We start from the raw sequence: 12,696 nt of genomic DNA on the forward strand, positions 1-12,696 counted from the left end.
TCTCCGTGAGAAATCACATACCCCTTCGGAGACGCCGGTTTAATCGCTCTCACAGAGACACAAAGTCACAGAGGAAAGCCGGACATGCCTTCGCATGTCACACGGTGCCGCTGATCGACATCCGGATCATGACCGTGGAACATGCGATTGCCCTGCAGGCGATATAAACGGATAAAAAGGCAAAGGCGGCCGCAACCCATGATGCCGCAGGTCGCAAGCCGATTGTTTAGCCTCAAACGCTAAGCCGGCGGTTTTCTATGCCCGTGTGTTGAAAAAGGCCTTGGCTTCGCCGACCACGTAGAGTGAGCCGGAGATGCAGATCACGTCGTCGGGGTCGCCGGCCTTTTCGGCGAAGGTGATGGCCTCGGGAATATCCTCGATGACCCGGGCATCGGCGCAGAGGGTCCGGGCCGCCTCGAACAGGCGACGGGGGTCGATGCTGCGTTCGGTTTTGGCCCGGGTCAGGATCACCCGGCGGCACAGGGGCAGCAGGCATTTGAACATGGCGGTGTAGGCCTTGTCGTCGAGAATGCCGGTGATGAGGGTGATGGTCCGGCCGGAAAAGGTTTCTTTGAGATAGGCCGCAAGGGTATGGATCGACATCAGGTTGTGGGCGCCGTCGACCAAGGTCAGGGGACGCTCGGACACGATCTCCAGCCGTCCGGCCCAGCGGGTTTCGGCCAGTCCCTCGCGGATCGCGGTTTCATCGAGGCCGGGGACCCGGTCCATGAGGATTTCGGCGCCGCACAGGGAAAGGGCGGCGTTATCCACCTGGTGACGGCCCAGAAGATGGGTTTTCATGTCGGGCCAGTGATGATCGAGGCCGTAATAGGTGAACCTTCCCGGCTCCGATGTTCGGCGTGCTTTGAAGTCTTTGCGGTAGAGGTAGCACGGCGCGTTTTTTTCTTCGGCGGTTCGGCGGATCACGTCGATGACAGGCCTCTGGGTGGCGGCGCTGATCACCGGGACACCGGGCTTGATGATGCCTGCCTTTTCAAAGGCGATGGCGGAAAGGGTGCTGCCCAGATAGGATTTGTGCTCCAGGGAGATGTTGGTGATGACGGACAGCAGGGGGTCAATGATGTTGGTGGCGTCGAGCCGCCCGCCCATACCGGTTTCGATGACGGCGAAATCGACCTTTTTTTTGCTGAACAGGTAAAAGGCCATGGCCGTTGTCAGCTCGAAAAAGGTGGCGGACCGCTCGCCGGTATTGGCGGCCTCGACGGCTCTGTAGGACTCGACCACCTCGTCGTTGGTGACGTTCACGTTGTCGATGCTGATCCTCTCGTTGAAACTGACCAGATGGGGGGAGGTGTAGAGCCCCGTCCGGTATCCGGCCCGGTGGAGGATGTGGGACAGGGTCGAGGCCACGGAGCCCTTGCCGTTGGTTCCGGCCACGTGGATGCACCTGAAATCGCGGTGGGGGTTTCCCAGGCGGGCGAGAATGCCCTCCATGGTGGCCAGGCCCAGGACGATGCCGAAGCGGCCCAGGGCGTACATGGTGTCAAGACAGCGATCGTATTCGGTGTGTGCGGTCATAATAAGGGGGTGCCGTTCGTGTTTGTCGGGATGACCCTGGAAAAAACCCGGCATGACGCAAGGTCATGCCGGGTCTTGAAAACAACGTCTCGGTCTTTTTTTTGAGAATTATCTGTTTCGGCTTCGTGCCGTGGCAATTCTCTGGCGGCGCAGGGACTCTCTGTGCTTGCGCCGTTTGTATTCGCTCGGTTTTTCGTAGCTTTTTTTGAGCTTCAACCGTTTGAACAAACCATCGTTCTGAATTTTTTTCTTCAGAATGCGCATGGCTTTTTCCAGGTCATTATCAATGACTTTGACTTCGATTTCTTTCAAATGTATCGCCCCTTTCTTCTCATCGAATCTCCCGGCTCGAAGCGCCGGGTCGACGGTTATTTTTTTAAATCGTTATATAAACCAGTACCATTATACGAATGGGCGTCAAATGGCAAGGACAAAGTGGGCGGCCGGACCATAAAAAACCCCGCGGCGAGGCGCGGGGTTTTTCGTTTGGGTGGTGACGGCGGGTCCTGTCTTAGAGTTTGGACACCAGCTCGTTGGTGACGGATTTCATGTCGGCGGCGCCGTCTAAGGTGATGTATTTGGTCTTGCCGTTGCTCTTGGCAGCCACATCCTTGAAGTAGTATGCGCTGGCCAGGGTGCCGTCCACGGTGTTGTAGTAAATGTCGTGACGTTTGTCGATGGCGGCTTCGTCCTGGTCATCGGCGCGGGCGGTCAGAGCGCCGCCGCAGACGCGGCATTTGTCGCCGTTGGGTTTGATGGCCTCGATGCCGATGTTGTTGGGATGGTTGTTGTCGTTGACGCACAGTCTGCGGCCGGTGATGCGGAGTTTGGCGATTTCACGGTCAAGAAGGATTTCAACCACGTAGTCCAGGTTGATGCCTGCCTGTTTCAGGGATTCGTCGAGTTTCTCGGCCTGGACCTTGTTTCTGGGGAAACCGTCAAGAAGCCAGCCGTTTTTGCAGTCATCCTGTTTGAGCCGGTCGAGGATCATGGGAATGGTAATTTCGTCGGGAACCAGATCGCCGGCGTCGATAAAGCTTTTGGCTTTCTTGCCCAGTTCGGTGCCGTTTTTGATGTTTTCACGGAAAATGCCGCCGGATTCGACGTGGGCGCAATTGTACTTTTCCTTGAGGATGGAACCCTGGGTACCCTTGCCGCTGCCGTTGGGGCCGAAAAACAGGATGTTCATGACAATGTCCTTTCGAGATAAAAGTTAATGGGTTAGGGGCGTGGATGTCAGGCCGCGCTCCAAATCAATCAGAAACAGAGGGAAGAGCCTCCCCTCCGGATATTCGAGAATACAACTCGACTTTACTATATAAATGTCGATACCTTGTCAAGAACTGGAATGATTATTACCCGCATCGATGATGTCGCGGGCCAGCCGGACGGCCTCGTCTCTGGAACGGATCTGTCCCGCAAGACGTGATTCTTCGACCTGGTCGAGGATAATACGGAAAAAGGGTGAGGGGGTCATGGAAAACTCCCGGATCAGGTCCCGGCCGGTCAGCACGGGTTTTGCCCGGCGGACGGGGACAAAGGCGGTGAAATAGTCTCTGATCATGTCCCGGACGAACTGCTTGAACGCAGTCTGTTCGGGCCGGTCCGGGTCGTTTTTTTTGGACAGGAAATCGGCGCAGGCGTGCAGCAGGATGTCCGGACTGTGGTCGCCGCAGGTCATGAAAAAGCGGGTTTTCGCTTTGTTCCGGTTGGTTTTCGGATCGGTGTCGGAAAAAAGAAACAGGGGCCGGAGATGGTGGCGGATCACAAAGGCGGTGTATTTTTTTTCATACCCGGAGCACTTGAGTCGGGTGCAGATCGCCTCGGCCATGTCGGCTCCAAGGATCTCGTGGCCGTAGAAATGAATGGCCCCGTTTTTTTCGGTCAGGCAGCCGGGTTTGCCGATATCGTGAAGCAGGATGGCGAATTTGATCAGGGCGATGTGATGGCGGATCCGGAGCCGTTCGTCGTGGGGTTTTTCTATGAAGTCATCGAGATGATTGAGCATCGATTCCAGATGCTCGTAGGCGCGGAGGGTGTGTTCCAGAACGTCGAAATCGTGATGCCGGTTCTGCGGACAGGCCGAAAGGCCCTCAAGTTCGGGAAAAATGACGAACAGCAGGCCGCTGTCGATCATCTGTCGGAGGTAGACGGCGGAGTGCGGGCGCTCGAATATTTTCAGCAGTTCGGCGTTGATGCGTTCTCCGGCGCTGCGGTCGATCAGCAGGCGGTGGTGTCCGATGGCCGCCCGGGTGTCCGGTTCCAGGTCGAAATCGAACAGGGCCGCCATGCGATAAGCCCGAAGGAGTCTTATCGGATCGGCTTCAAAGGATCGGCTCGAGACCATGCGGATGCGTTTTTTTTCAAGGTCGTCCCGGCCGCCGAAGGGATCGATCAGGTCGCCGGTGTAAAGATCCACCGCCATGGCATTGATGGTGAAATCCCGCCGGGACAGGTCTTCGACAAGGGTGGGCCCGGCGGCCGGGGTGACGTCGAACACGCCCAGCGGCGACATGACCCGGTAGAGCGTAAGGCCGGGTTTGCCCAGGGTGATCACCTGGCCGTGGGTATTTTCACCGATGGCCATGGCAAACCCCTTGGGGTTGTCGAGAACAACGAAATCGTAGTCGCCGGGCACGCGCCGGGCCAGGATATCCCGGATGGAACCGCCCACCAGAAAGGCCCCTTTCCAGGGCGGGATGATATGAGTATTGAACCGCACCATATTCCGCTGTCTCTTTGTCGTGTTTGATGCTATGAATGCCGGTTGAAGAATAACCGACTATATGCGTTTTCAGGAAGCCTGTATAGAAAAAATATATTTTGGAGTCCGATGATGATTGAGACGCCGTCCATCCGGACCATCGCCGTAACCGGCGGGGCCGCCTCGGGGAAGTCCACCGTCTGCCGGTGCCTTGAAGGCAAGGGCGTGCCGGTGATCAGCCTCGACGCCGTGGCCCGTGACGTGGTCCTGCCGGGGATGCCGGCCCATGGGGCCATTGTCCGGGCCTTTGGGCCGTCCGTGCTGACGGCCGATAAGCAGCTGAACCGGCCGGTTCTTCGGGAGATGATCACCCGGGCCCCCCGGAAAAAAGAGATGCTGGAAGCCCTGGTGCAGCCGGAGATTTTAAAGGTCATGAATCAGCGTATCCGGGACTGCGCGGACAGGGGGCACCGTGTGGCGGTCATTGAAATCCCTCTGCTTTTTGAACTGGGTATGGAAAAGGATTTCGACCTGACGGTGCTGGTGGCCGTGGATGAAGCGGTCCAGATCCGGCGGCTGATGGACCGGGATCGGGTGAGCGAGGACGCGGCACGGGCCCTGATCGGGATTCAGATGCCTTTGTCTGAAAAGAAAAAAAGGGCCGATGTGATCATCGACAACAACGGGGATCGTGAACGGCTGTGTCGTCTGACCGAACGATTCTATCAGGAACGGTTCTAAAATGCGTTTTCGTGTGTCAAAAGCACTTGACAGGTAATGCGTACCTATTGTACTAAAAAAATGTTATTTCTGAAACAGGGCTTTAATCCACTGACACGAATAATCAACACGTCTCTTTGAACTAATCTTAGGACAACACGGGTGGTCGGTAACTGATGGGTTATGCCAGGCTCATTTTTTTTCCTGGTTTTTACCCAGATCTTTTCAAACCAGGCCAGGCACGAATGGTGGCACGCTGAATCAATCAACCCCAACACACAATCAGGTGAACGACAAATTTTATCTATTATTTATGGAGTGCGAGTGAATGAATATTGTTGAATTAAAGGCCATGAAGATCGAGGAGTTGGCCAAGCTGGCCAAAAAATTCAAGATCGATGGCGCCGGCGGACTCAGAAAGCAGGAGCTGATCTTCCTTCTTCTTCAGGCTCAGATCGAAAAAGACGGGATGATCTATGGTGAAGGAGCCCTTGAAATTCTTCCCGACGGATTCGGTTTTTTAAGGTCCCCGGACTGCAACTACCTGCCCGGACCGGATGATATTTATGTCTCGCCCTCCCAGATCCGGCGTTTCAACCTGAAGACCGGGGACACCGTGTCCGGTCAAATCCGGCAGCCCAAGGAGTCGGAACGCTATTTCGCCCTGCTCAAGGTCGAAGCGGTCAACTACGAGGATCCCGAAATCGCCCGGGAAAAAATCTTTTTCGACAACCTCACCCCCCTGTATCCCGATACCAAAGTCCAGCTTGAACGTGATCCCGACAACTATTCCATGCGCATCGTCGAACTGATGGCCCCCATCGGTTTCGGCCAGAGGGGACTGATCGTGTCGCCGCCCCGGACCGGTAAGACCATGCTTCTCCAGAACATCGCCAACTGCATGATCGAAAGCCATCCCCACATCGTTCCCTTTATCCTTTTGATCGACGAGCGGCCCGAAGAAGTGACGGACATGGAACGGTCGGTCAACGCCGAGGTGATCAGCTCCACCTTCGACGAACCCGCCGAACGGCACGTTCAGGTGGCGGAAATGGTGATCGAGAAAGCCAAGCGTCTGGTCGAACACAAGAAGGACGTGGTCATTCTCCTGGACAGCATCACCCGTCTCGCCCGGGCCTACAACTCCGTGATGCCGCCGTCGGGCAAGATCCTGTCCGGTGGTGTGGACTCCAACGCCCTGCACCGGCCCAAGCGGTTCTTCGGCGCCGCCCGGAATGTGGAAGAGGGGGGCAGTCTGACCATTATCGCCACGGCCCTGATCGAAACGGGCAGCCGCATGGACGAGGTGATTTTCGAAGAATTCAAGGGGACGGGCAACATGGAGCTGGTGCTGGACCGCAAGCTGTCCGACCGGCGTATGTACCCGGCCATCGATATCAAAAAGTCCGGAACCCGGAAGGAAGAGCTGCTTGTCGACAAATCCCAGCTGGATCGGATCTGGATTCTGAGAAAGCTTCTGGCCTCACTGAACACCGTGGACAGCATGGGCTTTTTGCTTGACAAAATAAGCGGAACAAAAGATAATAAAGAGTTTCTTGAATCCATGAATTCGTAACCACAGTGTTAAGGAGTTGAAATAATAATGAAAGAAGGTATTCATCCCAAGTATGTACAGACCACGGCCACTTGCGCCTGTGGGCATGTGGTCAATGTGGGCTCCACCCGGGAAGACATCAAGGTTGAAATCTGTTCGAACTGCCACCCCTTTTTCACCGGCAAGCAGAAGCTGGTGGACACTGCGGGTCGAATTGATCGTTTCCGCAAAAAATTCGCAGGGTTCGACGCAAAGAACATCAAGAAGTAGACCGACAGAGCGTTCAATGGTCATGGCTAAGGGGAATCGGGTGTCAACCCGGTTTCCCTTTTTGTCGTTTATCCACACAGATGCAAAAAAGGGCGGTTGAGGTCTCCGGTCCGTCCGGACCTGCGCCGCACACGGGGCTATGTTTCAGAAATTACAGGGTGTCGAGGATCGTTTTATCAAGCTGGAGAGGCTGCTCAGTGATCCGGCGGTCATGAACGATAGGACCCTTTATCAGAAATACATCAAGGAGCACGGTGAACTTTCACGCATCGTCGAGGCGTACCGCCAGTACCGGAAAATCCTCGCGGACATCGACAGCAGCACGGAGCTTCTAAGCGACAGTGATCCGGATATGAAGGCCATGGCCAGAGACGAGCTTGAAAGCCTGGACGTGCAGAAGGACGAGGCGGAGCTTGAGCTGAAAAAGCTTCTTATTCCCAAAGATCCCCTGGATGACAAGAACGTGATCGTCGAAATCCGTGCCGGAACCGGCGGCGAGGAAGCCGGACTGTTCGTGGGAGACCTGTTCCGCATGTACAGCCGCTACGCCGAAGCCAGAAACTGGACCATCGAGGTGATGGACAGCAGTGAGACCGGCGTGGGCGGGTTCAAGGAACTGATCATGATGGTCCACGGCAAGGGGGCCTACAGCGTTTTCAAGTACGAAAGCGGAACCCATCGGGTCCAGCGGGTGCCCGCCACGGAAACCCAGGGCCGGATCCACACCTCGGCGGTGACGGTGGCGGTTCTGCCCGAAGCCGAGGAAGTCGAGCTTCACATCGACCCCAGCGAGATCAAGGTTGACGTGTTCCGGGCCTCGGGGCCGGGCGGCCAGAGCGTCAACACCACCGACTCCGCCGTGCGACTGACCCACCTTCCCACCGGTACCGTGGCCATCTGCCAGGACCAGAAATCCCAGCACAAGAACAAGGAAAAGGCCATGAAGGTGCTTCGTTCCCGAATTCTGGACGCCATGATCCAGGAGCAGAACGCCAAGCGATCGGCCGACCGCAAGGGGCAGGTGGGCTCCGGGGATCGGAGCGAACGGATCCGGACCTACAACTTTCCCCAGGGCCGCCTGACCGATCACCGCATCGGCTTGACCCTGTACCGGCTGGACAGCATCATGCAGGGAGAGATTGACGAGGTGATCGACAGCCTGCGCACCCACAACCAGGCCCTGGCCTTGAAAAATGAAGAATCCCTCTGATTCGACCGAGGCGCCCTGGACCATCGCCCGGCTGATCGGCTGGACCACGGATTTTTTCAGCGCACGGTCCATCGACAGCCCCCGGATGACGGCCGAGCTCCTTCTGGCCCACAGTCTGGGGATCAGCCGTATCGATCTTTACCTGCAATACGACAAACCCCTGACGGCGGACGAGCTGGCGAGGTTCAAGGCCCTGATCAAGCGCAGGGCCGACCGTGAACCGGTGGCCTACATCATCGGCACCCGCGGCTTCTGGACCCTGGATCTTGACGTGTCGCCCGGGGTATTGATTCCCAGGCCGGATACCGAATGCCTGGTCGAGCGCGCCCTCATTGAGATGGCGGCGCTTTCCACAGGCGGCCGCCCGCTGACCGTGGTCGACCTGGGAACCGGTTCCGGCGCCATTGTACTGGCCCTGGCTTCGGAGAAGCCCGATCACCGCTATCTGGCTGTGGATTTGTCGCTGACCGCACTGATTCAGGCCCGTTCCAACCGGGACCGCCTCCTTCCCGGCGCGCCGGTGCACTTTGTCAACGGAAGCTGGCTCGATGCCTTTGAACCCCGGCAGGCCATGGATCTGATCGTCTCCAACCCTCCTTACATTCCCCGCGCGGTGATCGACACCCTGGAACCTGAAGTGGCGCGGTTCGAACCCCGGCAAGCCTTGGACGGCGATCATGACGGTCTTTCCTGTATACGGCATATCGTGGCCTCGGCGGCGGCCTTTCTCAGGCCCGGCGGCGTGCTTCTCATGGAAATGGGGTATGACCAGAAAGAGGCGGTCAGGGCCTTGTTCGAGGCCTCCCCGGACTATGGCGACGTCGATTTCTTCACCGATTACGCCGGCCGCGACCGGGTGGTCCGGGCCAGGAAAATCCAGAAGCCCTGACAAAATATTCTGTTGATCATCATTATATTATCTGATACATAAATTTGGATTTGTAATCGCAGCTCACACGCCTTTCGGACCGGAGACCCGGTGCTTTGATGCAAAGTCGGTTGACGGGATGATGGAGGCGGTGGAAACAACCACTCACAAGGAGAAAAAAATGGCTTACGTAACCATGAGAGAACTGCTCGAAGCCGGCGTTCATTTCGGGCATCAGACCAAACGCTGGAACCCGAAAATGAAACCGTACATTTTCGGCGCACGCAACGGCATCTACATTGTCGACCTGCAGCAGACCGTCCGTATGTTCAAGGACGCCTACGACTTCATCGCCAACGTCACGGCCGGCGGAAAGTCCGTGCTGTTCGTGGGTACCAAGAAACAGGCCCGGGAAACGATCTATGAAGAAGCCAACCGCGCCGAAATGTACTACGTGCACAACCGCTGGCTGGGCGGCATGCTGACCAATTTCCAGACCATCAAACAGAGCATCAACCGTCTGAATCACCTGAACACCATCGAAAACGACGGGACCATCAACAACTATCCGAAAAAAGAACGCCTCCAGCTGGCCAAGGAACGTGAGAAACTCAGTTCGGTCATCGGCGGCATCAGCACCATGAACGGTCTTCCCGGCGCAATTTTCGTGATCGATCCGAAAAAAGAAGCCATCGCCGTTCGTGAAGGCAAACGCCTGGGTATTCCCATCGTGGCCGTGGTGGACACCAACTGTGACCCGGATGACGTGGACTACATCATTCCGGGCAACGACGACGCCATCCGTTCCGTCCGTCTTTTGACCTCCCGCGTTGCCGATGCCTGCATCGAAGGCATGAAACGCTATGAAGAAAAACGTGTGGCCCAGGCGGATAAGGACGAGGACGCGGACTTTGACGGCGTGAAAGCCAGAGCGGAAAAGATCCAGGCGTCGGACGGCGATACGGACGGACCTGTGGTGGAAGTGATTCGCAAAAAGACGGTTGCCACTGAATACGAAGATGCGGATGATCAATCCGACGATATGGGAGAATGATTATGACAGAAGTCAATGCAGCAATGGTCAAAGAACTTCGGGACAAAACCGGTTCCGGTATTATGGATTGCAAACAGGCCCTGAAGGAAAACAACGGCGATGTTGAAAAAGCCCTTGATTTCCTCCGGAAAAAAGGCCTGGCCACTGCCCAGAAACGTTCCGGCCGGGACGCCAAGGAAGGGGTGATCCAGTCGTATATCCACATGGGCGGTAAAATCGGGGTCATGGTCGAAGTGAACTGTGAAACCGACTTCGTGGCCAAGAACGACGACTTTCTCGAATTTGCCAAAAACGTGGCCATGCACATCGCCGCCGCGGCACCCATGGGCCTTGACCCGGAGGAAATTCCCGCCGACGTGGTGGCACGTGAACGTGAAATCTATCGTGAACGCGCCCTCGAGCAGGGGAAACCCGCCAACATCGTCGACAAGATCGTCGACGGGCAGATCGATAAATTCTACAAGGACTCCTGCCTGCTGAGCCAGGCGTACATCCGTGATCCCAAGCTCACCATCAGCGATCTTCTGACCGAAACCATCGCCAAGATCGGTGAGAACATCAAGATCCGTCGCTTTGCACGTTTTCAACTGGGTGGAGAGTAATCGTTTTGAGCGAACCCATGTACAAGCGTATTTTGTTGAAGCTCAGCGGTGAAGCCCTGATGGGCGAGCAGAGCTTCGGTATCAGTCCCGACATGTTGAAATATGTCGCCGATGAAGTCCTTTCCGTCCATGAGCTGGGCGTGGAGGTGGCCATCGTGGTCGGCGGAGGCAATATCTTCCGCGGCATCAAGGCGAGTTCCTACGGCATGGACCGGGCACCCGCGGATCACATGGGCATGCTGGCCACGGTGATCAACAGTATCGCCCTTTCCAATGCCCTGGAAAAAAACGGGATTCCAACCCGGGTCCAGACGGCCATTGCCATGCACGAGTTTGCCGAACCGTTTATTCTCAGGCGGGCGGTCCGGCATCTCGAAAAAAAACGCTGCGTGATTTTCGCCGCCGGGACGGGGAGTCCCTATTTCACCACGGATACGGCGGCGGTGCTTCGCGCCCATGAAATCCACGCTGAAATCCTGATGAAGGCGACCAAGGTCGACGGGGTCTATGATTCCGATCCCGTGACCAACAAAGATGCCGCCTTTATCCGCAAGATTTCCTACATGGAGGTTCTGGAGCGTCAGCTGCATGTCATGGACATGACCGCCATCTCCCTTGCCATGGACAACAACCTGCCCCTGTCGGTCTTCAACATGTCCGGTGCGGGCAACATCAAAAAGGTTGTTATGGGCGAGGATAATGTCGGGACCCGTATCGAGAACCTTTAAGATCCCTTGCACGTTCCGCAACGCCCGTGTGACGGCGTTGCGGAACGTGTTTTTTTCTCCGTTCAAACCGCTGAATCTATGACTGTATAACCCGTTACGATCGAAAGGTGGTGTCACCATGATTGCATCCATTCATCAGGAAACCAAAGACAGAATGGCCAAGTCCATCGATGCACTCAAGAAGGAAATGCAGCGCGTCAGGACGGGTCGTGCTTCCGCCTCCATGCTCGACAGCGTCAAGGTGGATTATTACGGGACCCTCACCCCCCTCAACCAGATGGCGTCCATTTCCATTCCCGAAAGCCGGCTCATCACCGTCCAGCCCTGGGACGTCAGTGCCCTCAAGGAAATCGAGAAAGGCATTCTCAAGGCCAACATCGGCCTGACGCCGTCCAGTGACGGTAAAATCATCCGTATCTCCGTGCCGCCCTTAACCGAACAGCGCCGCAAGGAGATCGTCAAGCTGGTCAACAAAACCTGCGAGGACTTCAAGGTGGCCATCCGGAACATCCGGCGGGACTCCAACGAATTGCTGAAGAACCTCAAGAAAGACAACGAAATTTCCGAGGACCAGCAGTTCAAGGCCCAGGACAAGGTCCAGGCCATCACCGACGAGCACATCAAGATGATCGATGAGATCCTCAAAGACAAAGAAAAAGAGATTCTTGAAATTTGACCATGTCTTCCGAATCCCGTAAACGCATCGATCCCTCGAAGGTTCCCGCCCATGTGGCCGTCATCATGGACGGCAACGGCAGGTGGGCGAAGAAACGACTCCTCAATCGGGTCAAGGGGCATGAAAAAGGGTCGGAGACGGTCAGGACCATTGTCCGGGCATCCCGTGAAATCGGTGTGCGCTACCTGACCCTTTATGCGTTTTCAACAGAGAACTGGGGCCGTCCCAAAGCCGAAGTGGCGGCCCTGATGTCCCTTCTCAAGAAATTCATCCAGTCTGAAAAAAAACAGATGATGGACAACCGTATCCGTCTGAACGCCCTGGGCCGTATCGACCGGCTTCCCGATGATGTGGCCTCGGCCCTCCGGGGGGCCATGGCCGAGACCCGGAACAATGACGGCATGTGCCTGAACCTGGCCCTGAGCTACGGCAGCCGGGATGAGATCACCGGCATGGTTCAGACCCTGGCCCGCAAGGTCAAAGACGGTGAGATCGATGTGACGGATATCGACGAGGCCATGGTGTCCGGTCATCTGTTCACGGCGGGCATGCCGGACCCGGACCTGATGATCCGGACCAGCGGCGAGATGCGCATCAGTAATTTTCTGATGTGGCAGCTCTCCTATGCGGAAATCTATTTTTCTCCCACCCTCTGGCCCGATTTCAGCGAGGAGGAATACCTGGGCATCATTGCCGATTACCAAAACAGGGACCGTCGTTTCGGCAAGGTGTCCGAATAGGGCCCAGGGGGGCTCTCTCACACACAGGAC

General features: G+C 56.4%; 14 protein-coding genes. 10 read left to right on the forward strand and 4 right to left on the reverse strand.

Going from position 1 to position 12,696, the window contains the following annotated elements:
- Positions 1-255 precede the first annotated feature (255 nt).
- From ACYQ11_RS14030 to ACYQ11_RS14045, 4 genes are all read right to left on the reverse strand, one after another.
- Positions 256-1,539 (reverse strand): bifunctional folylpolyglutamate synthase/dihydrofolate synthase, encoded by a 1,284-nt coding sequence (locus ACYQ11_RS14030; RefSeq protein ID WP_459924428.1) that lies wholly within the window; start codon positions 1,537-1,539, stop codon positions 256-258.
- Between the two features lie 108 nt (positions 1,540-1,647).
- Entirely contained in the window at positions 1,648-1,851 is a 204-nt protein-coding gene (gene rpsU, locus ACYQ11_RS14035; protein ID WP_459924429.1) for a 30S ribosomal protein S21, read from the reverse strand.
- 199 nt (positions 1,852-2,050) lie between these two features.
- Positions 2,051-2,728: an adenylate kinase gene (locus ACYQ11_RS14040; RefSeq protein WP_459924430.1), complete on the reverse strand. Its 678-nt coding sequence runs from the start codon at positions 2,726-2,728 to the stop codon at positions 2,051-2,053.
- 147 nt (positions 2,729-2,875) lie between these two features.
- Positions 2,876-4,264 (reverse strand): CCA tRNA nucleotidyltransferase, encoded by a 1,389-nt coding sequence (locus tag ACYQ11_RS14045; protein WP_459924431.1) that lies wholly within the window; start codon positions 4,262-4,264, stop codon positions 2,876-2,878.
- Positions 4,265-4,372: 108 nt separating this feature from the next.
- On the opposite strand from ACYQ11_RS14045, the gene coaE reads away from it, so the two are divergent.
- The 10 genes from coaE (at position 4,373) to uppS (ending at position 12,666) form a co-directional block, all read left to right on the forward strand.
- The gene (gene coaE, locus ACYQ11_RS14050) at positions 4,373-4,984 is read left to right on the forward strand and encodes a dephospho-CoA kinase (RefSeq protein ID WP_459924432.1); all 612 of its coding nucleotides are present in this window, start codon (positions 4,373-4,375) and stop codon (positions 4,982-4,984) included.
- Positions 4,985-5,291: 307 nt separating this feature from the next.
- Positions 5,292-6,539 carry a transcription termination factor Rho gene (gene rho / locus ACYQ11_RS14055; protein ID WP_459924433.1) on the forward strand — a complete coding sequence of 416 codons (1,248 nt, stop codon included), beginning with the start codon at positions 5,292-5,294 and terminating at the stop codon, positions 6,537-6,539.
- A gap of 27 nt (positions 6,540-6,566) precedes the next feature.
- Entirely contained in the window at positions 6,567-6,788 is a 222-nt protein-coding gene (gene rpmE, locus ACYQ11_RS14060; protein WP_459924434.1) for a 50S ribosomal protein L31, read from the forward strand.
- Positions 6,789-6,927: 139 nt separating this feature from the next.
- On the forward strand, positions 6,928-7,998 hold the full coding sequence (prfA, locus tag ACYQ11_RS14065; RefSeq protein ID WP_459924435.1) for a peptide chain release factor 1: 1,071 nt from the start codon (positions 6,928-6,930) through the stop codon (positions 7,996-7,998).
- Positions 7,982-8,887, forward strand: a complete 906-nt coding sequence (gene prmC, locus ACYQ11_RS14070) for a peptide chain release factor N(5)-glutamine methyltransferase (protein ID WP_459924436.1) — start codon at positions 7,982-7,984, stop codon at positions 8,885-8,887. Before prfA ends, prmC begins: the two co-directional genes overlap by 17 nt.
- 160 nt (positions 8,888-9,047) lie before the next feature.
- Positions 9,048-9,920, forward strand: coding sequence for a 30S ribosomal protein S2 (rpsB, locus tag ACYQ11_RS14075; protein ID WP_459924437.1), 873 nt, complete (start codon positions 9,048-9,050; stop codon positions 9,918-9,920).
- A 2-nt stretch (positions 9,921-9,922) separates the two neighbouring features.
- Complete coding sequence (tsf, locus tag ACYQ11_RS14080) at positions 9,923-10,522, forward strand: translation elongation factor Ts (protein ID WP_459924438.1); 600 nt, start codon at positions 9,923-9,925, stop codon at positions 10,520-10,522.
- Between the two features lie 17 nt (positions 10,523-10,539).
- Positions 10,540-11,250: a UMP kinase gene (gene pyrH, locus ACYQ11_RS14085; protein WP_459924497.1), complete on the forward strand. Its 711-nt coding sequence runs from the start codon at positions 10,540-10,542 to the stop codon at positions 11,248-11,250.
- 118 nt (positions 11,251-11,368) lie between these two features.
- The gene (gene frr, locus ACYQ11_RS14090) at positions 11,369-11,926 is read left to right on the forward strand and encodes a ribosome recycling factor (RefSeq protein ID WP_459924439.1); all 558 of its coding nucleotides are present in this window, start codon (positions 11,369-11,371) and stop codon (positions 11,924-11,926) included.
- A gap of 2 nt (positions 11,927-11,928) precedes the next feature.
- Positions 11,929-12,666, forward strand: coding sequence for an undecaprenyl pyrophosphate synthase (uppS, locus tag ACYQ11_RS14095; protein ID WP_459924440.1), 738 nt, complete (start codon positions 11,929-11,931; stop codon positions 12,664-12,666).
- Positions 12,667-12,696 lie beyond the last annotated feature (30 nt).

The organism is Desulfatiferula olefinivorans (assembly GCF_054657895.1).